Origin of the sequence: Amycolatopsis camponoti (genome assembly GCF_902497555.1) — a bacterium.
In the GTDB taxonomy this organism is placed as follows: domain Bacteria; phylum Actinomycetota; class Actinomycetes; order Mycobacteriales; family Pseudonocardiaceae; genus Amycolatopsis; species Amycolatopsis camponoti.
The window spans coordinates 894,499-915,173 of record NZ_CABVGP010000003.1 but is presented as its reverse complement, the minus strand read 5'-3'; the positions used below and the strand labels follow the sequence as shown (position 1 = coordinate 915,173).

Annotated in this window: 11 protein-coding genes; 3 read left to right on the top strand and 8 right to left on the bottom strand. The window is 72.5% G+C overall.

Annotation, left to right across the window (positions count from 1 at the left end):
* Nucleotides 1-128: 128 nt before the first annotated feature.
* Nucleotides 129-2,282 carry a DUF6049 family protein gene (locus AA23TX_RS40735; protein WP_155548285.1) on the bottom strand — a complete coding sequence of 718 codons (2,154 nt, stop codon included), beginning with the start codon at nucleotides 2,280-2,282 and terminating at the stop codon, nucleotides 129-131.
* Nucleotides 2,279-2,833 carry an NUDIX hydrolase gene (locus tag AA23TX_RS40730; protein WP_196425812.1) on the bottom strand — a complete coding sequence of 185 codons (555 nt, stop codon included), beginning with the start codon at nucleotides 2,831-2,833 and terminating at the stop codon, nucleotides 2,279-2,281. Before AA23TX_RS40730 ends, AA23TX_RS40735 begins: the two co-directional genes overlap by 4 nt.
* Nucleotides 2,834-2,932: 99 nt before the next feature.
* Between AA23TX_RS40730 and AA23TX_RS40725 the strand changes: the two genes are divergently transcribed.
* The 3 genes from AA23TX_RS40725 to AA23TX_RS40715 all read left to right on the top strand — a co-directional run bounded on the left by AA23TX_RS40725 (nucleotide 2,933) and on the right by AA23TX_RS40715 (nucleotide 6,681).
* Nucleotides 2,933-4,375, top strand: coding sequence for a CCA tRNA nucleotidyltransferase (locus tag AA23TX_RS40725; protein ID WP_155548284.1), 1,443 nt, complete (start codon nucleotides 2,933-2,935; stop codon nucleotides 4,373-4,375).
* A 102-nt stretch (nucleotides 4,376-4,477) separates the two neighbouring features.
* Entirely contained in the window at nucleotides 4,478-5,815 is a 1,338-nt protein-coding gene (locus AA23TX_RS40720; protein ID WP_155548283.1) for a sensor histidine kinase, read from the top strand.
* A 14-nt stretch (nucleotides 5,816-5,829) separates the two neighbouring features.
* Nucleotides 5,830-6,681 (top strand): class I SAM-dependent methyltransferase, encoded by an 852-nt coding sequence (locus tag AA23TX_RS40715; protein WP_155548282.1) that lies wholly within the window; start codon nucleotides 5,830-5,832, stop codon nucleotides 6,679-6,681.
* On the opposite strand, the gene AA23TX_RS40710 is transcribed toward AA23TX_RS40715, so the two are convergent.
* The 6 genes from AA23TX_RS40710 to AA23TX_RS40685 are packed head-to-tail and all read right to left on the bottom strand — an operon-like array spanning nucleotide 6,668 to nucleotide 19,428.
* The gene (locus AA23TX_RS40710; protein WP_155548281.1) at nucleotides 6,668-8,575 is read right to left on the bottom strand and encodes a TNT domain-containing protein; all 1,908 of its coding nucleotides are present in this window, start codon (nucleotides 8,573-8,575) and stop codon (nucleotides 6,668-6,670) included. The two genes, AA23TX_RS40715 and AA23TX_RS40710, sit on opposite strands and share 14 nt — an antisense overlap.
* Nucleotides 8,576-8,611: 36 nt before the next feature.
* Nucleotides 8,612-11,446 (bottom strand): ADP-ribosylglycohydrolase family protein, encoded by a 2,835-nt coding sequence (locus AA23TX_RS40705; RefSeq protein WP_155548280.1) that lies wholly within the window; start codon nucleotides 11,444-11,446, stop codon nucleotides 8,612-8,614.
* Nucleotides 11,447-11,462: 16 nt separating this feature from the next.
* The gene (locus AA23TX_RS40700) at nucleotides 11,463-13,706 is read right to left on the bottom strand and encodes an ADP-ribosylglycohydrolase family protein (RefSeq protein ID WP_155548279.1); all 2,244 of its coding nucleotides are present in this window, start codon (nucleotides 13,704-13,706) and stop codon (nucleotides 11,463-11,465) included.
* Nucleotides 13,707-15,122, bottom strand: a complete 1,416-nt coding sequence (locus AA23TX_RS40695; RefSeq protein WP_155548278.1) for a glycohydrolase toxin TNT-related protein — start codon at nucleotides 15,120-15,122, stop codon at nucleotides 13,707-13,709. It abuts the gene before it with no gap.
* Complete coding sequence (locus AA23TX_RS40690) at nucleotides 15,119-15,553, bottom strand: hypothetical protein (RefSeq protein ID WP_155548277.1); 435 nt, start codon at nucleotides 15,551-15,553, stop codon at nucleotides 15,119-15,121. Before AA23TX_RS40690 ends, AA23TX_RS40695 begins: the two co-directional genes overlap by 4 nt.
* On the bottom strand, nucleotides 15,553-19,428 hold the full coding sequence (locus AA23TX_RS40685) for a toxin glutamine deamidase domain-containing protein (RefSeq protein ID WP_155548276.1): 3,876 nt from the start codon (nucleotides 19,426-19,428) through the stop codon (nucleotides 15,553-15,555). The genes AA23TX_RS40690 and AA23TX_RS40685 overlap by 1 nt, the downstream gene beginning before the upstream one ends.
* Nucleotides 19,429-20,675 lie beyond the last annotated feature (1,247 nt).

Genomic DNA, 20,675 nt, shown 5'->3' with positions numbered 1-20,675 from the left:
GTAAACCCGGCTCTCTCTCCAACGCGTGCCCAATCCTCGGTGCTCGGTCCGGTGCCCGCGGCCCGGTGCCGCGTACGTGCGGACCAAGGGTAATCGGGAACCGTCCGGAACACTCGAAGGCCGAGGGATCAGTCCACCAAGTCGCGACCCGCGCGGGCGTCCTTGACCCGCCGGTAGATGCGCCGGGAGGCCAGCAGAAGTAGGGCCACACCTGCGGCGACGGTCGCGATGATGGTGATCGCGCCGTACTCCGTCGACGTCAGCTCGAAGCGCGCGGATGACCCGAGCGGGGTACCGGTGGGCGTGCTCAACGACACATCGACGCTGAACCGGCCGGCCCGCAGCGCCTCCACGGGGAGGAAGTACTGCCGGCCGCCGCCCGCGGGGAACGCGACCTCCTTGCGGTCGTCCGAGCGCAGCCCGGTGTTGTTGCTGAGCGCGAACCGCGCGGTGATCCCGACCGGCAGGTCGTTCACCACATACACCGGCAGCGGCGAGTTGCCGGACGCCAGCGCGATGGTCTGCTGCGGCTGCCGGACGCTCACCTGGTCGCTGATGGCCCCGATCTCGGCCTGCGCGTTCGCGGTCGCCGCGTCGGCGGGCAGGCCCCGCCAGCCGGTGGACGCGCCCCGCAGCTCGGCCAGCCGGACCGGCGCGACGACGTCCTCCGGCTTCACCCGCTTGGTCGGGTCCAGCTGCATCGCGGACGCCATCCCGGTGGCCTGGTCGTCGAGCTTCGCCAGCGTCGAGACGACGGTGGGGTCGATGGCCGCGTCCGGGTTCTGGCCGCCGTCGCCGACCGCGCCGGAGGCCTGCGGGTCGGCGTTCAGCAGCGACGGGAGCGACTGCGCCGTGACCAGCCCGGCGTTGAGGAAGTCGCCGACCTGCTGGAGGTACGCCGTGAGCTCGGCGGCCGGGGCGTCCCACCGCCGCGGCGGGGCGACCAGGAGGTGGTTCGGACGCTCCTGCCCGGCCGGCAGGCCGAGGCCGGCCCGGAAGGCGAGCGCGCCGAGGCCGTTCTGGCTGGAGATCGCCGGTTCGGTGTTCGCGGCGACGGTGACCGAGTCGGGCACGCTCGGCACGCCGGTCATGGCCGCGGAGATCAGCGAGTCGGTCGGCTGGGCCCGGACCGTGCCGCCCTGCACGGTGACCCCGCCGCCCGCGCCGGCGGGCGCGATCTTCGCCGCGTCCGTCAGGACGGTCTTGACGCCGGCCTGGGTCAGCGCGGTCAGCACCGCCTCGTTGAGGGTGCCGTCCGGCCAGAGCACGCCGGTCTGCGGCGCGATGCCGGCCAGCTGCTGGATCGTGGCGGCGGCCGCGGCCGCCTGGGCCACCAGGATCGGGTCGCCGGGGCGGATCCGCGAGACGGTGTTGAGGTCGGCGTCGGCGAAGGGCAGCGCCACCGCGCACCGGCCGGTCAGCAGGGAGCGCAACGAGGCAAGCCACGTGTTCGCGGTCTGGACGCCCTTGCCGTCGACGTTCCCGTTGCCGGTGTGCACCTGGTAGCCGCGGCCCATCGCGGCGACGGTCGCCAGCAGGTCCGGGTCGAGCGCGAAGCACATCGACTTCGCGAGGTTCGAGTCGCTGCGCACGGCCGTGGTCGCCGCGGTGACCAGCGCGTTCAGCCGGCCTTCGGGGCCGATCTCGTCGGCCAGCTTGTCGTCGCGCAGCACCAGCGGTCGGCCGTACGGCGCCGCGTAGACCTGCGGGACGCTGCCGGTCAGCGGCCAGAGCAGGGTCATGCTCGGCGCGCCCACCGACGAGTGCCCGGCCGGCTTGCCCGGCCCGGCCAGCACCGGCATCAGCATGCTGACCGCGCCCAGCCGGGCGGGCCCGCCGAACTCCGGCGTGCCGTTGACGTTCACCAGCAGCGGGTAGACGCCGGGACGGCTGAACAGCGCCTTCGACCCGGTCAGGTTCACCGTGATGTTCAGCGGCGCGCTCTGCCCGGGCTCCAGCGCGTCCGCGACCGAGGCGAAGTCGGTCAGCGGGGAGTCCTTGATGACGGCACCCGACAGCACGTCGTTGACCCCGCGCGAGGTCGCGACCCGGTCGCCGACCTGCAGGCGCACCTGCGGCCGGTTGACCTTGCGGTCGCCGGTGTTGGTCACCGTGCCGGACACGGTCAGCGTCGTCGTCGAGCTGGTGACCACGCGCGGGTTGAGCTCGTTCAGCTCGACGCGCAGGCGTGCGCCCTCCTCCGCCTGGGCCACCGTGGCTCCGGCGAGGGCGGGGACGGCCAGGAAGAGGACGGAAAGGAAGGCTGCGGCGAACCGCTTCACTCGGGGGCTCCCTCAGGGGCGTGCTCGTCTCGTCCGTGGACGTCCGGGCGCGCGAAAAGTTCCTTCAGCATCTGACTGGCCTTCCGGACGAGCTTCCGCTCGTCGGAGTAGGCGAGTTTGGTCTCCAGCTCGGCCAGCGGGACCCAGGCCACCTCGGTGACCTCGACGTCTTCGTCGGAGAGCTCGCCGCCGAGCGCTTCGAGCAGGAAGTGGTGGACGGTCTTGTGGATGCGCCGCCGCTCGGCCACGAACCAGTAGTCGATGGTGCCCAGTGGCCGGAGCACGCGCGCGGAGATGCCGGTTTCCTCCTTGACCTCGCGCACGGCCGTCTGTTCCACCGTCTCACCGTCCTCGATGTGGCCCTTGGGCAGCGACCACAGCAGTCTGCCGTGCCGGTCGAGCCGGCCGATCAGCACCGCCTGTTCGCGCTCGGCGTCCACCACGAGGCCACCGGCCGACGTCTCGTCGACCGTGGTCAGGCGCCTGCCGCGTTGACGCCTCCGCCGCCTCCGCGGCTTCGAGGCGCCGGGGCGGCCGGCTGATCCAGACATGCTGCGATGCTAGAGCAAACGGTTGCCCCGGTAGGCTGGCTCTCCGTGTCCTGTCCGGTGGTGCCTGTAGTAATCGCACCCGAACCCAGTGGGATTTTCGTGAACGACGTGGTCGCCAAGGAGAACGCGGTGGTCGAGCTGATGCGGCTCTCCCCCCTGGCGGACGAGCTGGCCGAGAGGTTCGCCCGGGCCGGGCACCGCCTGTACCTCGTGGGCGGGAGCGTGCGCGACGCGCTGCTCGGCCGGCGCTCCGGCGATCTCGACTTCACCACCGACGCGCGCCCCGACCGGGTGCTGAAGATCGTCAGCGACTGGGGCGACGCGGTCTGGGACGTCGGCATCGCGTTCGGCACGGTCGGCGTGACGAAGAAGGGCATGCAGCTCGAGATCACGACGTTCCGCGCGGACAGCTACGACCGCGTCGGCCGCAACCCCGAGGTCACCTTCGGCGACAGCATCGAGGGCGACCTGCTCCGCCGCGACTTCACGGTCAACGCGATGGCCGTCGAGCTGGCGACGAAGACGTTCATCGACCCGCACGACGGCCTGGGCGCGCTGCGGGAGAAGGTGCTCGACACGCCGGCGACGCCGCAGGAGTCGTTCGCCGACGACCCGCTGCGGATGCTGCGGGCCGCCCGCTTCGCCGCTCAGCTCGGCTTCACCGCCGCGCCGCGGGTCGTCGACGCGATGGCGTCGATGGCGGGCGAGATCGACCGGATCACCGCCGAGCGCGTCCAGGCCGAGCTCTCGAAGCTGCTGCTCGCGGACGACCCCCGGCCCGGGCTGGAGCTGCTGGTCGAGACCGGCCTCGGCGACCGCGTGCTGCCCGAGGTGCCCGGGATGCGGCTGGCGATCGACGAGCACCACCAGCACAAGGACGTCTACGAGCACTCGCTGACCGTGCTCGCCCAGGCGATCGACCTGGAGAAGTCGCACGAGCCGACGTCCGAGCCGGACCTGATCCTGCGGCTGGCGGCGCTGCTGCACGACGTCGGCAAGCCGGCGACGCGCGAGTTCCAGCCGGGCGGCGGCGTGAGCTTCCACCACCACGAAGTCGTCGGGGCGCGGATGGCCCGCAAACGTTTGCGGGCGCTGAAGTTCTCCAAGGAGATCATCGACGACGTCTCCCAGCTCGTGTTCCTCCACCTGCGGTTCCACGGCTACGGCAAGGGCGAGTGGACGGACTCGGCGGTCCGCCGGTACGTCACCGACGCCGGCCCGCTGCTGACCCGGCTGCACAAGCTCGTCCGCGCCGACTGCACCACGCGCAACCGCCGGAAGGCGGCGGCGCTGCAGGCGACCTACGACGACCTCGAGGCCCGCATCGCCACGCTCAAGGCCAAGGAGGACCTCGACCGCGTGCGGCCGGACCTCAACGGCGAGCAGATCATGGAGCTGCTCGGCATCAAGCCGGGGCCGGACGTCGGCAAGGCGTGGAAGTTCCTCAAGGAGCTGCGCCTGGACCGCGGCCCGCTGGAGCACGACGACGCCGTGGCGGAGCTGAAGAAGTGGGCTGCCGAGCAGGGAATCGGAAACTCCTGACCAACTGACGGCGAATTTCGTGGAAAGCTGGACCTGACCCGCGCGGATCGGTGATACTCCCTAACCTCGGTTCACCGATGTGACCAGGGAGTTGTCTGCGCGATGTCCACCGAAGCGCCCGACTCGCCGAAAGCGGCGCGTGGGGGCAGCTTCTTCGTGGCGCTGCTGCGGCAGGGCGCGCCGGCGATCGCCACGGCCACCAGCGAACTCTCGGACGAGGTCGGCGACCCGACCCCGATCCACGCGCTGAAGCGGATCTCGAAGATGGCCGGGCCGATCGACCCGAGCCGGCGCGACGGCCTGCTGCTGCGCGCCACCCGGTACGTCGTGCTCATCCCGCTGGCCTTCCGGCTGCTCGCCGTGCCGGGCCAGTTCGGCGTCTACGCGTTCCAGCACGGGGCGACCGGGCTGCTGCCGGTCGGGGTGTTCACCCTGCTCTCGGTCGCGGTGAACCTGATCGGCTTCCGCTGGATGTTCCGCTCGGCGCCGTACCGCGGCCGGGACGCGGGCAAGCTGCTGGCCGTCGACCTGGTCTTCACCGTGCTTTCGCCGCTGGTCCTCGCGCTGACCGTGCCGGCGCAGGGGTACTTCGACGCGCTGGCGGTCAGCAGCGTCCACCTCCTCGGCGAGGCCGGCCTGCTGACGCTCGCGCTCGGGGTCCCCAGCGGGCTCGTGTTCGGCCTCGCGAGCTTCCCGCTGCGGATGCTCGCGAACTGGATCAACACCGGCGGGTTCCACGTCGGAGCCGCGTTCTCGACCTCGACGGCGCTGCTCGCCGAGCTCTTCCTGGCCGCCGCCGCGCTGGTGCTGACCGGGCTCGGCACCCGGCTGGCGCTGGCCTACGGCACCCGCAACGGCCGGCTGGCCGAGCGTGCCCAGCAGCACCGGATGCTGCACGACACCGTGCTGCAGACCCTCGAGGCGATGGCGCTGTCCGGGACATCGAACGCCGAAGAGCGGCTGGTCGAGATCCAGCGGCTCGCCCGCGCCCAGGCGATGGAGATCCGGCACACGATCGAGACGGCGAAGTCCGAACGGGCCGAGGCCGGCGCGCGGCCGCTGGGCGAGAAGCTCGCCGCGCTCGCCGCCGAGATGGCCCGCGACGGGCTGCGCGCCCAGCTCGTGGTGGCCGAGCTGGACGACGACACGCTGTCGGAGGTCCGGCAGATCGCCATCCGCGACGCCGTGCGCGAGGCCCTGCGGAACACGATGAAGCACTCCGGCACCGACCGGGTCGTGGTGCGCGTCGAGGAGCGCGAAGGCGGGATCGCGGTGATCACCCGCGACCACGGTTCCGGCTTCAGCGCGGCCGATCACCCGGCCGGGTTCGGCATCAGCGAGTCCATCACCGCGCGGCTGGCCGAGGTCGGCGGGACTTCGCTGGTCGAATCGGGACTCGCCGGTGGGGGCACGCGGGTGACGTTGTGGGTCCCGTTCTGATATCTCCTGAACTCATGACCTCGATCGAGCTGCTCGCCGACGCCCTCGCCGCCTACCGCGCCGGTGACCGCGACCAAGCCGCCGAACTCGCTGCCCAGGCCGGTCTCGCCGGCTCGTCGCTGGCCGGAGAACTGCGCACCTACCTCGCCGGCGACGGCTCGGCCTCGGTGTACGACCAGCCGAGCGCGTTCACGGCGTTCATCCGCGGCGGCGGCAACGTCGGGCTGTACCGGGCGCTGAGCACCGCCCTCGCCACCCGCTACGACGACGCGAAGCCGGAGTCGCTGCTCGACCTGGGCTGCGGCGACGGCCTGGCGGTCGTGCCCGCGCTGGAGCAGGCCTCGCACACGCCCCCGCGGATCGACCTCGTCGAACCGTCGGCCGCCCTGCTCGAGGGCGTCCACGAACGGGTGCCGTCGGCGACCTGCTGGCAGTCGACCGCGCAGGAGTTCCTGGCCCGGGACGACCTCGGCTGGGACTTCGTCCAGTCGACGTTCGCCCTGCAGTCCATCGAGCCGGAGCAGCGGGCCGAGGTGCTGCGCGCGCTGCAGCCGCGCACCGGGACGCTGGTCCTCGCCGAGTTCGACGTCCCGGAGTACGCCGAAGGCTCGCCGGAGCACCTTCGCTCGCTGGTCGAGCGTTACGAGCGCGGAGTCGCCGAGTACGGCGATGACGCCTCGCTCGTCGCGCAGGGCTTCCTGCTGCCGGTCCTGCTCGGTCTCGTCGCCGGGCAGGAGCGGACGAACTGGGAGCAGCCGGCCGCCGCGTGGGCCGAGCAGCTGAAGACGGCGGGCTTCACCGAGGTCGTCGTCGAACCGCTCGCCGACTACTGGTGGTCGCCCGCCGTCCTGATCACTGCCTGCTGAACGAGCCCGTTTCGACGTGCTGGGCGAGCGGCCGCGGCAGCAGGTAGGCGACCGCGCCGCCCGGCATCCCGCTCCACGGCGCCGTCACCCCGGTCAGCACCCGCACCGAACGCTGCACCCGGTAGAGCCGCTTCTCCCGCTCGCGTTCGAACGCCAGGGACGTCTCGACGAACCGCGAGCCGTCCGCGTGGACCAGGTTGCCGGTCTCGGGACCGAACCGGACGACCGCCGTGCCCGGCGGGAGCACGATCAGGCGCTTGCCGCGGTAGAAGTTCAACGGCGGCTCGCCGCGCATCGGCAGGATCGGCCAGTCGGCGGGCAGGTCGGACTCCTCCGCCGGCCGCGGCGGCAGCATCAGCAGCACGCCGAGGAGGAACCGGGCCGCGTCGCCGAGCGAGCCGAACGCCACCGGCTCGTCGGACGGCGGCCGCGAGACCTCCCAGCCGTTCTCGGCCCGCCGCAGCGTCCAGACGCCCTCGGCGGGGATTTCCTTGGCACCGATCCGGTAGGCCGCCGACGGCACGCCGTGCTCGGCCAGCCGCTGCTGGAGCAGTTCCAGCGTCTCGGCGCCGCGCAGGTCCCGCACCTCTTCACCGCGCGCGACGCGGACGAGCGCGCGCTCGTCCGGCAGATCGGCGCTCGTCTGCGGCGGCCGCGGCTGGCCGAGGACCTCCGCTTCCGCCGTCGCGCGGACGAGGTCGCCGACGAACGGCGGGCGGAACCCGGCCGCCCGGATGTGCTCGACCAGATCCGGCTCCGGCGGCACCCCGTACTTGCGCAGGTAGTGCGGCACGGCGGCGGGCCAGATCCAGGTGCCGTCGGTGTGGAACGCGTTCGGCACGTCCGGCTTCGCGCCCGGCGCTCCGAAGATGTCCGGCAGCGGCGCGGGCCGGTGCAGCGCGACCGGCGCCCGGAACAGGTAGTCGAGCACGCCGCGGACCTGGTCCGGCGGCACCGGTGGCCGGTTGACCACCGGCCGCTCGCCCTCGGCGTGCGAGTCGGCGGCCCTGGCGAGCCGGAAGGTGACGTCCAGCGGCAGGCCGGCCTTCGCCGTCAACCAGGTCGGGACGTGCTTCGGGGCCCGCGGGAAGTTCGCCAGCTCCAGCTCGTAGGCGGCGGTCGACGGGCGGCCGCCCTCGTTGGGCGGCACCCGCCAGTCCGGCTCGCGGTCGGCGTCGAAGTCGAAGTCGAACTGCGACTCCGCGTCGAGCGTGAACGTGCCTTGATACCAGGTGCCCACCTCGGGCTGGAACATCGCGGCCCGCAGCCGGGCGAAGAGCCCGCCGAGCCGCGGCGCCGCGGGCAGCGAGACCGACACCGGGCCGTCCTCGTCGCCGACCGCGCGGACCTCGATCTCGGAGTAGTCGCCGACCTGCCGGAACTGTGCGCCGACGCGGGCCCAGCCTCCGGGCACCGTGTGCAGCAGCGTCCGGCCGATGGCGCGCAGCAGCGCGTTCTGGTCGCCGGCGCCCGGCTGTGGCCGCGCCTCCGGCGTCTCGGTGAAGTCGAGCCGCGTCTGCCACAGCGCCGTGACCTGCTTCGCCGGCACCGTGACCGAGAAGTCGGTCAGGCCCAGCTGTGCCGCGCGGGCGGCGTCGTCCCGGACCCAGCGCAGGGTCAGCTCCGGCCGCGCGCCCGGCGCGACCTCGAAGACTTCGCCGTCGTACTCGCCGAAGGTGCGCAACGTGAACGTCGCCGGCACCTCGCTCGCCGGCACGACCCGCGCCGGCCGGTCCTCGAACTCCTTGTCGAAGCCCTCGGGCGCCTCTTCCTCCGGCAGCACGGACAGCAGCACGGTGCCGTCGGTCGTCGAACGTTGCGCGCGGAACGTCCCCTCGCCCCACGTCGCGTACAGGCCGTCCGGGCGTTCGGCCACCTCAACCCGGTAACGCACGTTTTGTCCTCCCCTGACCCCAGTTACACCGAAAACCTAGTCGACCGGGTACCGAGCGAACCACCGGTCGTCACCCGGCGCATCCGGGCCGAACTCGGTGATCGCGTCGTCCACCAGGCCGACGATGACGTCGCGGAGCTCCAGCTGCTCCAGCCAGCTCTGCCGCAGCGTCTGTTCGCCGTACATCGCGCCGACGAGATTGCCGCAGACCGAACCGGTCGAGTCGCTGTCCCCGCTGTGGTTGACCGCCGCGAGCAACGCCGTGTCGGCGTCGGTCGTGGTCAGCGCGACGTACACGGACATCGACAACGCGGTCTCGCCGACGTTGCCCTGCCCGAGCGACTCCAGCTTCTCCGGCGTCGGCGGTCCTTGCTCCGCCAGCGCCAAGGCCGCGTCGAGCGCCGCGCTCTGCTCTTCGTGACCCGGGTGCTTCACGAGCTCGTCCCGCGCGGCCGCGAGGGCGTCGAGCAGCGGTTTCCCGTGCAGCAGCCCGTGGACGAGCACCGCGAAGCAGCCCGAGGACAAATACCCGCTCGGGTGACCGTGGGTCAGCGCCGCGCTTTCGGCGCCGAGCCGGAACACCTCGGCAAGGTCGTCGGACCACACCGCGATGGGCGCCGCGCGCATCACGCCGCCGCAGCCCTTCGAGTTGTTCACCGGGCGTTCGATGGTGCCCCGGACGCCCGAGCGGCCGTACGCCTCCAGCTCGCCGAAGCAGGTCAGCCCCGGCGCGCGCCGGCTGAACAGCTCCTGGTGGGTGACCAGCCAGCCGTCGGGCGCTTCGACGCGGGACTGCGGCCCACGCGCCCGGTCCCACGCGACGCCCTGCGTGTGCAGCCAGCGCTGGTAGGCCAGCTGCAGTGAGTGCACGACGTCCGCGGAGCCGGTCCGCCGCTGCTGGGCGTGCGCCCGGATGAGCGCTTCGAGCGTGAAGAGCGTCATCTGGGTGTCGTCGGTGATCCGGCCGACGCCGCCGTACGCCGGGATGAAGTCGGTGATGCCGTCCGGTCCGGCGATCTCGCGGATCCGGTCGATCGAGTCGAACTCGGTCTTCGCGCCCAGCGCGTCGCCGATCGCGCCGGCCAGCAGGCTCCCCCGCAGTCGTGAGCGCAAGTCCGGTCCCTCCGGTTTCGGCGTGAAGCGGCCACTGGGATAGCGGCGTTCCCAGCGCGGGTGTTCCGCGGTCTCCGTCTGGAGGCCGTTGCGGTTGAAGTACCAGAAGACGTCGCTGGCGACGTCGTCGAGCAGGCCGAGGTCGGGCAGCGCCGCGACCCACGCGGCGGGCAGGCCGGGCACGCCGAGCCGGGCGCCGACGAGAGCGCCGGCGATCGCGCCCGCGACCGGGCCGGACCGCGCGGCGAGCGTGATCGCCGCTTCGGGATCGTGGCCGCGCTTGGCCGCGGCGAACAGCGCCCGGCCGAGCACCGACCGGACGCTCCGGCCGTCGCCGATGCTTTCGAGCTGCGTGACGTCGTCGGTGTCGCGGTCTTCGCGCAGCGCGAGCGTCTCCTGGGCGAGTTCGCCGCCGATCTCCCGCAGCCGCAGGTGGACGGGCAGCGCGAAGGTGTCCCGCGTGAGCAACGCCTGGAACAGCGCGACCAGCAGGTCGACGCCCTCGGCCACCTCCGGGTCGCCACCGGTCAGCGCGTGGGCAACGTCCTTCGCGTACTGCTCGCCGTCGACGCCGTCGATGGCCACCGCTCCCGCCGGGGTCGCGGCCAGCGCCGTCACCAGCAACGTCGAGACGTCGTCCGGGGCGAGACCCGCACGCCGCGTCGCGACCGCGAGCCAGCCGACCGGGTCCGGGAACGGCAGGTTCGCCGGCACCTCGCCGGTCGGCACCGGCGGCAGGCCGCGCAGCACGATGTCGGTGTGGAAGAGCAGGTGGCGCGTCAGCCCGCCCAGCGTGCCGGGGGCACCACTTCCCAGCGCGTCTCCGATCGCGAAGCCGACGTACGCGCCGACGATCCGGTGCCACGCGAAGCGCGCGGCCGGCGTGCCGAAGGCGGAGAACTTCCCGAACGTCCACGGCACCGGCCGCGGGCGCGCCTCCTCGTCCACGTGCGCGATCAGGCCGTTCGCGCCCAGGTCGGCGGGCCACTGCGGGTCCTGGCCCGCCCGCCGCCGGACGCCGTTGCGGTACTGCCAGGCGAACCCGCGCAGGTACCGGACGCAGTCTTCGGGCGAGAGTTCGAAGTGGTGGTCGCGGGCGTGGTCGACGGCGTACCGCAGGTGCCGTTCCAGCAGGTCGGGCGGCTCGACGCCGAACTCCGCGACCAGCGCGGGCAGCGCCTCGGCCACCTCGGGCCCGGCTTCCGGCGCGGGCTCGTCGAGCCCGTGCCGACGCTCGCCGGCTTCGACGTCACCCAGCTCGGCGGCGGTCAGGCTGCGGACGAGCCCGGTGCCGGGGTCGAGCGTCAGCCCGGTCGACGGCCGCCCGGCCAGCAGCTCGCGGACCGTCACGCGCCACCGGCGTGGGTAGCGCCCCGGCACCTTCGCCGACGAGCTGTAGGCGATGACTTCGTGGCCGTCCGGCACCGCGCGGACGACCGGTTCTCCGTCCGGCGTCGGCGCCAGGACTTCACAGTCCAGCAGCGCCGTCACGAACTCGGTGCGGCTGATCCAGTTCGCGCCGAGGTAGCCCAGCAGCTTCTCGGCGTCGGTCGCCGGCACCGGGAAACCGCGCCAGACCGGGCCCGGCCGGTACTGCTCGTTCGCGCGGCGTGGGCCGGTCGGCTCCCCGAACAGCGTGTACTGCGCCCACCCGCGGATGGCGCGCACCGGGATGCCGAGTTCGGGAAACGCCTTTTCGTCGAACTCCGGATCGACGTCCGGCCGCCACTCGACGAAGCCGTCGTCGCTTTCAGCCATGCTCCCCATCCTCGCGTCAGCGCCGCGGGTACCGCTCGATCCACTCGTCGCCGAGCGCGCTCAACGCCGAGTGCCGGTCGAAGTGCCAGTAGGCGTCCGAAGCGACGTTCTCGACCAGGTAGCGCAGCTCCAGCTGGTCGACCCACTTCTGCGGCAGCCCGGGGATACCGGTGCGCGCGCCGAGCAGGGCGCCGGCGATCGCGCCGGTGAGCGCGCTCCGGCCGGAGTGGTTGACGGCCCGCAGCAGCGCCTGCTCCGGGTAGTTCTCGAAGCCGGACAACGCGGCGAAGGCGCGTCCGAGGACCGAGAGCGTCGACTTGCCGTCGCCGATCAGCTCGGGCATCCGCAGGTCGGGCAGCCCGTGCTCGCCGAAGAACGGCACCGACTCGGCGACCATGTCCTTGATTTCCGTCCACTCCGGACCCTGCTGGTACTGGTTGTCCGGGTTGAGCACCTCGCGGCTGAGGTTCCAGATCGGGAAGCTGAACGCCTCCTTGGTCAGCGCGTGCTCGAACAGCCAGGTCAGGTAGGTCGCGGCGGCCAGGTCGGGCTCGGTCGGGTGGGTGACGCCGGCCAGTTCGCGCACCGCCTGGCGCGCACCGCCGCTCAGCCCGCTGCCCGGACCGGCCATGGTCAGCGCCGCGGGCAGGGCCGGGATCAGCGCGGCCGGGCCGGTCATGGGCGGCGCGCTCCCGGCTTCGGTCGCGAGCTGGTGGTAGGAGTTCAGCTCGGCGTCGTCGGCGTCCCGGCGGGCGTGCAGGTCCGCGACCTGCACGAGCCAGCCGTCCGCGTCCTCCAGCGGCGCGCCCTGCGTGCGCAGCCAGCGCTGCAGCGCGCCGCGGACGACGCCGGGGAAGAGCTGCTCGGCGTCGCGGGACTCCGGCTGCTCGCGGTGCGGGCTGCGGATCGCGGCCTCGGTGTAGAACAGCAGCCGCTGCGTCAGCGAGCCGATCCGGCCCGGCTGGTCGAACGCCGGGACCAGGTCGGTGACGCCCTCGATGCCGAACTTCGCGTGGATGTCGTGGAGCGGCATCCGGTCGACCGCGGCGCCGAGCGCTTCGCCGAGGGCGAAGCCGACGTACGCGCCCGTGACGCGCTGCCAGCCGTAGCGGAAGCCGTCGAGATCCCGCTCGAAGTACTTGCCGAAGGTGTCGAGCCGCGGGATCGCGCGGCCGGCGTTGTCGTACGTCGGCGCCAGGCCGTTCGCGCGCAGGTCGTTGGGCTTGCTGCGCGGCGGCTCCGGCATCTGCAGCCGCTTCAGCCACGACTCGCCGAGCACGGTCTTCGCGCACTCCTCGGCGGTCAGCTCGTACCCGCGCCGCCGCGCCTTCTCGGCCGCGGCGAGCGGCGGCTTGACCGGGTCCGGCAGCCCCATCCGCGATGCCGTGTCGACGGCGACGCGGATCAGGTCCTCCTCGGCCTCCGGGCAGCGGCCGTGCACGTCGATGCGCGGCTCGTGCCGCGGGAAGCGCTGGACGATGCCGGCGAGCTCGCCGCTGGAGACGTCCTCGATGGTCGTCGGGCCGCCGTTGATCACCAGGTTCGGCGGGTGCTCGAACTCGGCGAGCGTCGCGACGTCGACCTTCCACCAGCCGTGCTCGCGCGAGGGCAGGTTCCGGGTCGAGCTGAAGACCTTGAGCTCGTTGCGCTCCTCGGCGAAGTAGAACCGGTCGGTCTTGCCGGTCTCCAGGTCGAGCGGGATGAACACCTCGCACCGGATCAGGCCGATGAGCAGCAGTTCCCGCGTCAGCCAGCCGACGCTGGCGAACGACAGCAGCGTCTCGAGCGTGTTCTCGGGCTTCGGGTAGCCGCGGCGGATCGGGCCCGCCTTGTACTCGGGGTTCTCGCGCTCTTCGCCGGTCTGGTTGCCCTCGGCGTCGACCTTCACCCAGCCCGCGACCGCCTGCAGCGGCACGCCGAGCTCACCGAGCCCGGCCTTCACGTACTCGGGGTCGACGACCTCGCGCCAGTTCTCCTGGCCGGGGAACGCCACCGGCACGGACAGGCCGCCGGGGTGCGGGTGTGCCTGCCGCAGCTCGCCGTCCGGCTCCCGGACCACGACCGACGGCGGCGGGAAGATCTCCTTCTCCGGCCGACCCTCGTCGAGGAACGCGATGGTGTTGTAGGGCACCGACCAGCCCTCGGGGATGCGCAGCACCTTCTCGGTGTCCACCCGGAGCCCGGCGGGACCGGAGACGTCCGGACCGTGCACCGCGCGCAGCCACTGGCCGACCTTGGCAATCGCTTCCGCCGCTTCCACCTACTCGATCCTCTCCAGGCTTCCGTCGGACTCGTGCTCGGCGATCGTCTTCGGCAGCACGAAGGCCACCGCGCCACCCGGCAGGTTCGCCCACGGAACCGTGATGCCGGTGATCACGTGCAGAGGGCGTCTCAGCCGGTAGCTCCGCCGTTCCCGCTCACGTTCCAGCGGCAGCGACGTCGTGGCGAACCGTACCTCCCCGTGGTGAACGAGATTGCCGGGTTCCTCGCCGAAGCGCAGAACGACCGTACCCGCCACCAGCCGGGTGATGCGCTTGTTGCGGAGCAGGGTGAGGGGAGGCTCACCCGGAGCCGGGTGGACCGGCCAGTCGTCGAGCTCCTTGGCGGTTTCCAAGGGGGTTTCGTGGCCGGCGGTCATCCGGGCGGGGTGCAGCAGCAACGCGCCGAGCAGCTGCTGGGCGGCGTCTTCGAGCCGTTCGAAGTACTGGGGCTCGCGGGGCTCCCCGCCGGCGTACGCGGCGACCTCCCAGCCTTCGGGAGTGAAGTTGAGGCACCACGTGCCGTCGGCCCGCTCGCCGACGCGGTACGCCTCCGGCCAGACGCCGTGCTCGCCGAGCCGCTGGACCAGGACGATCAGCAGTTCCTCGTCGCCCAGCTTCGGGTCCGGCGTGGTCTCCAGCTCCGCGGCGACGTCACCGCTCGTCTTCTTGACGTCCGCGCGGCTCGGCTTCGGCCTCGGCCGGCCCAGCAGGTCGGCCTCCGCGGTCCGGCGCACCAGCGGCTCGACGTACGGCGGCTGGAAGTGGTGACGGCGGATGTGCGCGACCAGGTCCGGTTCGGGCGGGATGCCCTGGTCAGCCAGCTGGTCGGCCACCGACGACGGCCAGATCCAGGCACCGTCGGTGTGGAAGCGCTCGTCGCCGTCTTCGTGGACGACGGCCTCCCGCTCGAGGTACTGCAGCACGAGCGGTACCTCCGTGTCGGTCAGCGGCGGCCGTTCGACGTCCGGGCCGCCGACCTCGGCGTGCCGGAACACCACGCCGAGCGGCAGCTGCGCGCGCAGCCGCCACCAGTCGGGGATGTGCTCCTCGGCGCGCGGGAACGCGGCCAGCTCCTCCGGGTAGGCGGCCGACGGCGGCGCGTCCGTCCACACCGGATCGTCGTCGAGCGCGAAGTCGAAGTCGAAGGTGCCGTCCGGGGCGAGCGTGAACCGCGCCTGCAGCCAGGTGCCGCGGTCCTCGGCGTACATCCCCTTGCGCAGCTCGGTGAACAGCTCGGCGACGGCGTCGGACGTCGTCGCGTTGTGGCCCTGCAGCTCGGTGTGCGCCCCGACCTGCCGGAAGTCGACGGCGGCCGGCCCGGCGGCGTCGGTCCGGAGCTCGCGGACGAGCTTTCCCAGCTGCACCAGGACAGTGCGCTGCTCTTCGGGCGAAAGTCGTTGTTCCACGTGAATCATCGCGCCAACGTCGAAGTGAAGGTGAAGGTCGGGGCCTCGCCGGCGTCGCGGCGGGCGAACTCGTCCTCCCACATCGTGAAGGTGCGCCGGTACAGCGAGTCGATCAAGGCGCGCTCCTCCTTGGTGATCTTGCGGCTTTCCTCTTCCATGGCGGCCCAGATCGCGTCGATGGTCTGGTAGAGCGCGAAGATCGGCCCGTCACCGCGGAGGTAGTGGTGCCGCGCTTCCTCGGTCCGGCGCACGAACCGGTCGCGGTCGAGGCTCCGGATGTCCGGTCCGTGGTCGAAGAGCACGTCGGTGACGTGCTCGTTGTCTTCGTCGAACCGGCCGGTCTTCCAGTTGAGGATCCGGCCGGTGAGCCCGCCGTCGGGCGTGCCGTCGACCACGTAGGGGTGGTCGTAGTACTCGAAGTAGGACGGCGTCTGAACCATCAGAGACTCCCCTGCAGCGCGTCCCAGAACAGCTCTCGTTCGCGCTTGATCAGCCCGTCGATCAGGGCTCGTTCGTCGGCGGTGTAGGTCCGGCCCTCGGCCTTCGCGAGCGCCTTCAGATCGCGCCGGACCTCGTAGAGCGAGTGCTCGTACGCCGAAACGTCGTCCAGCGCCTTGAGGTGCAGGCGCAGCTCGGCGACGTGCCCGTCGATGCGCACGCTCATCTGCAGGTCGCGGTAACCGGCCGGAGCGGGGTTCGCGAAGCGGTCGTCGAAGTCGACGATCTCCAGGTCCGGGTGGTCCGCGATCCGCGCCAACGCGGCGTAGGCGTCCTGCACGCGTTCGAACTGGATCATCGCGCCCGCGAGGTCGACCAGCCGCGACGCGTCACCGTCGTAGTTGGTGTTGATCTTGTCCATCGCCCGGCCTTCGGACTTCGGTCCTGGCCGGAACCCGGCGTGGCCACCGGTTTCCGCTGCCAGCGGCGGCAGGATCTCCTTCAGCTTCGCGTCGGCCCGCGCCGCTTCCGCGTAGCGCTCGGCGAGGTACTGCCGCGTGTAAGCCTCGTCCCCGGCCTTGCTCAAGTCGAATTCGGCCTGCCGGCGGTGCTGCTGAGGGTGCCCATCAGCCTGGTCGATCACCTCGTGGGACGTCTCGGCCTGGTCCGGGGTGAGCGGGGTCGGCTCCGCGTCCGGACCCACCGGTTCCGCGTCCGGGGCCGGGTGGTGCACCTCGCGCACGGCGTCGGCCAGGATCGGGAGGGCCTCGTCGTGCACCAGCAGGCTGGCGATCGTCTCCGGCTTGCGCAGCAGCGACCGCGTCAGGAACTCGTTGGCCGGGTCGTGGAGCAGGTCGACCAGCTCCGGGTGCTCGGCCAGCCGCGTCCGGACGAACTCACCGACCGGCCCGAGGTTCTGCGGGTTCCCCTCGTGGTCCTTGACGACGAGGTCGGTGGTCGCGCCGGCGAGCGCTTCGGCGACCGGCGGCTGCGCGAGCAGCTCGTCGAGCCGGGACTGCGGGGCGCTGCCGTAGCCGCCGTGGTCCGTCGTCCCGGCGTGCACGGGTTGGATGTGCACCTCGTCCGGCGTGCCGACGTGCATCAGCTTGATGCCCTTCGGCGGCTGCGGCAGGTGCATGAGGTCGCCGGACTGCGGGTCGATGAACGCGACGCCGTCGCGGGTGTGCACGACCATCGCGACGTGCCCGTACTCGACGCCGTTCGGGCCTTCGTACTTCACCGCGACGACGGCGTGGTGGTCGAGCGGCATGTCCCGCATCTCGCGGATGACGTCGTCGTAGCTGCCGCGCTCGGAGAACGTCTCGCCGAACCGGCCCTCCAGGTGCTCGAGCGTGCCGCGGGTGCCCATCTCGTGGAAGAGGACCGGCTCGGCCGTCGTGTCACCGCCGCGCAGCCGGTCCAGGTAGGCCTCGGGCGCGCGGGTGCAGTTCGACAGGTACCCGTTTTCCAGCGCGCCCGGCTGGTGGAAGCCCGGGTTGACCTCGCGCAGGTGCGGGTGGCGGTCCTGGACGTAGGCCGCGCGCTCCGCCGGCGTCGCGGCGCCGGCGTGGATGGCCGGCTCGGACGGCGGGTTCGTCGCCCGCGCCAGGTGTCCGTAATCGGGCTGGGGCTCTGGCGTCGGCCGAAGTTCGTGGGTGTCGAGGACGTCGCTGACCTGCGGGTGCTCCGGTTGCGTGACGTGCTCGGGTTCGCCGAAGCCGCCGAGGCGTTCCACCAGCGCGACCTGCTTGCGCCGTTCGAACTCGGCCGCGTTGTGGTCGTTCTCGGCACGGCGCTCGGCCATCCTCTGCTGCGCGGTCTCGGGGTCGAGGTAGCGCGGGTGGCCGGGGCCGATCTCCTCGGCCTTGATGACCCACTTGCGGCGGCCCTCGGGCGTGAGCTCCAGCCGTCGCTCGTGCACCAGCAGCTGGGTGCCGGGCGGCGACAGCGACTCGCGCTCGGACGGGTTCTCGGCGAGCTTCGAGATGTCGCGGAGGTTGTCCGACCGGACGTGCAGCTCGACGTCGTCGCCGAACTTGCTGGTCGAGAACTCGCCGGTCTTGATGGACGCGCTGGAGAACGACGGCTCGACGACCACGTCACCGGGGTTGTACGGCCCGGAGACGAGCTCGGCCAGCCGTGGGTCGCCGCTGACGTCGAAGGCGCGGATGGTCTCGCCGGACGTGCGCGGGACCTGGTTGAGGCCGTCGGTGATGGCGCGGGCGTTCGCCTGCGCGAGGTCGAAGCCGGGGTGGCCGGGGCCACGGCGCAGGGCCTCGTTGACGTCGTAGGCGTACTCGCCGCGGGTGTAGCCGTGCACCGCGACGGCGCCCTCGTCGGTCAGGGGCAGCCCGGCGGCGTCGCGCCGGGCGAGCGCGCGGTCGTGGATGTCCTGGTAGATGCGCTCGTCGCCGACCGCGCGGCGGATGCTCTCGTGGTCGGCCGGCGTCCCGCGGTGGTCGTCGTCGAAGAGGAAGCCCTCGTCGTGCGGCAGCCGTTCGGGCGCCGGGCCGAGGCGGTCGGCGATGGACGGCGTCTCGTGCGGGCCGAGCGGCAGTTCTCGGATCGACGTGGCATCGTGCGGCAGCTCGGCGAGCCGCCCGGTGACGGGATCGGCGAACAGGACCCCGTGCTCGGTCCGCACGGCGGCGACCAGGTGCTCGGTGCCGGCGTGCTCGAAGGAGACGGCCGTCCGCGCGCCGACGGGACGTTCCCCCAGGTCGCGCGCGACGTCGTCGAAGCTGCCGCGGTCGCGCCAGTTCCCGCCGAGGCTCTCGCCCCGGGCCGGCCCGGCGACGACGTCCTCGCCGTTCATGCGCCGGTCGAAGGCGGTCATCGACTCGGCGGCGTTGGTCCGGAAGCCGTGTTCGCCCGGGCTGTAGTGGTTGCGGGTGTTGACGGCGGCGAGTTCGGGAACGGCGTCGCGGACGAGCCGCGCGTGCTGCTGCGGAGTCTCGACGGACCCGGCGTGGAGCACGGGCGGCCCACCCGGCGTCAGCGGTTCGGCGAGCCGCGACCAGCCCCCCTCGGGCTCGGTGGTGGCGGGCACCCGCTTTTCGGGCGGCGGCGGCGCGTCGTCGTCCCCACCGAGCAGCTTGAACAGATCCCCGGACGGCTTGAGGTGCGGGTACTCGGCATAGAACTGCGCGTCCTTCTCGGCCGCTTCCCGCTCGAAGCGCTCTTCGTCGGTGCGTTCGGCGGCACGGCGTTCGTCGACAGCGTCCCAAGTGTCACTACGGAACCGCGGATCCCCAGGCGCGATCTCTTCGGCATGCACGATCCACTGCGGCTGGTCCCGGGCGCCGGGGCGGTTCTCGAAATCGGGGTGCTGGGGATGCCCCGGCCCCATCTCGACCCCGGTGATCTCGAACTGCGACCCGGCTTTGAAGAGCACCTCGCGCTCGCGCCCGATGCTGGCCATGGACTCGACGTCGCGGCCGGTCCTGGACTCGATCCGCATCTCGACCTCACCGGCGAAGGTGCTGCGCGGATGCGCCGAATCGACCTTCGACGAGCTGAGGAAGGAGGGCTCGGTGATGTGCGCGCCCTCGTGGAAGCGCCCGAGGAAAGCCTGGAGCCGCGAAGGATCCCCGTGGAAGTCGACCCGCCGGGAGACGGTGCCGACGTGCGGAGGCAGTTCGTTGAGCCCGGAGACGAGCGCCCCGGCCTGAGGGGCGAGGCCGAGGAGCTCGGGGCCGCCGAGCCGAAGGGCCCGGTTGAGCGGCCCGACCAGCTCGTGCCGCGTGTAGGCGTGCACGGCGAAGGCGCCATCGTCGGACATGCCGGGGTGGAACTGGTCCCGCCGGGCGAGCGCCTCGCGGCGGACCTGCTCGTGGCGCCACTCGCCGGTCTCCGGGCTTTGCCGCCCGGAGTCCATGAAGGTGTCCTCGATCCGCGCGATCCCGCCGGGGTCCTGGGTGCGGAAGCCGGGATCGTCGAGGTAGGGCTCGTCGATGAACCGATCCGGCTGCCCGTACTGGTCGTTGTCGGTGTGCGGCGCGCTGCCGTCTGGTTCTCGACCGGGGTCGGTACCGGGTTCCTGCTCCGCCGGCAGTTCCTGCTCACCCGCGCGCTGGTGCGCCGCATCGCTAGCGGGCTGCTGATCGTGCTCAGGTGCTTGCTCGAAACCACCGCGCTGGTGCGGAGGAGCGTGCTCGGCAGCAGAAACATCCCGCCCGCCCGACTGCTCGGCCGCAGGTGGCTGTCCAACCGTGGGCGCGTCCTGCCCGCCCGCCCGTTCCGCAGTGGGCGCCGGTTGCCGGGTTGTGCGTGCGTCTTGCCCGGCGGGCTGCTGCGCCGCGGTCGGCGCTTGCCTGCTTGGCTGTTCCGCAGCGGGCGCAGGCTGTTGGGTTGCGTGTGCGTCTTGCCCGGCGGGCTGCTCGGCTGCGGTCGGCGCTTGCCTACTTGGCTGTTCCGCAGTGGGCGCAGGCTGTTGGGTTGTGTGTGCGTCTTGGCCGCCGGACTGCTGGGCTGCGGTCGGCGCTTGCTCACTCGGCCGTGCCGTAGCGGGTGTCTGCTGGGTTGCGTGCGCGTCTTGCTCGCTGGGCTGCCGGGCGGCGGGTGCTTGCCGCTCGATCGGCTGGTCCGCGGCGTTCCCGACCGGCCGCTCGTCCGGGGTTCGCCCCTGCTCGCCGGCTGGATCCGTCGGCCGATGCCGGTCCGGGTTCTGCCCAGTCGCGGGTGGCTGCTGCTCGACCGGCCGCTCCTGAACCGGGGCGTGCTCGGCCACGGGCACGTTCGGCTCCGCCGGCCTCGCGACAGGCTGCTCGAACGGCCCCTGCGGACCACGAGGCAGACGCTCCTGCGGCGGACCGAACCGCGCCGGCGGAACCTGCGGCGGCCCCACCGGGCGCGGCGGACCCAGCCGCGGATCGTGCGGCGGCATCGGCGGCCGGCCACCCGGCGGTGGCGGCATCGGCGGCCGTCCCCCCGGATGCGGACCCGGCCCCTGCGGCCCGCGCGGCTGGTTCGGGTACCCCGCGGGACGCTGCCCACCAGGCACCCCCTGGTGCGGCGGCCCACCCTGCGGCCACGGCGGCATCCGCCGCGGATCGTTAGAAGGCAACCCACCCTGCGGCGACTGCCCCCGGTGAGAGGAAGCCCCACCCACCGGCGGCTGCCCAC

Coding starts and splice junctions, on each gene's coding strand:
- AA23TX_RS40730 (WP_196425812.1), bottom strand. CDS start 2,833: ATGTCTGGATCAGCCGGCCGCCCCGGCGCCTCGAAGCCGCGGAGGCGG.
- AA23TX_RS40720 (WP_155548283.1), top strand. CDS start 4,478: ATGTCCACCGAAGCGCCCGACTCGCCGAAAGCGGCGCGTGGGGGCAGC.
- AA23TX_RS40715 (WP_155548282.1), top strand. CDS start 5,830: ATGACCTCGATCGAGCTGCTCGCCGACGCCCTCGCCGCCTACCGCGCC.
- AA23TX_RS40705 (WP_155548280.1), bottom strand. CDS start 11,446: ATGGCTGAAAGCGACGACGGCTTCGTCGAGTGGCGGCCGGACGTCGAT.
- AA23TX_RS40695 (WP_155548278.1), bottom strand. CDS start 15,122: ATGATTCACGTGGAACAACGACTTTCGCCCGAAGAGCAGCGCACTGTC.
- AA23TX_RS40690 (WP_155548277.1), bottom strand. CDS start 15,553: ATGGTTCAGACGCCGTCCTACTTCGAGTACTACGACCACCCCTACGTG.
- AA23TX_RS40685 (WP_155548276.1), bottom strand. CDS start 19,428: ATGGACTCCGGGCGGCAAAGCCCGGAGACCGGCGAGTGGCGCCACGAG.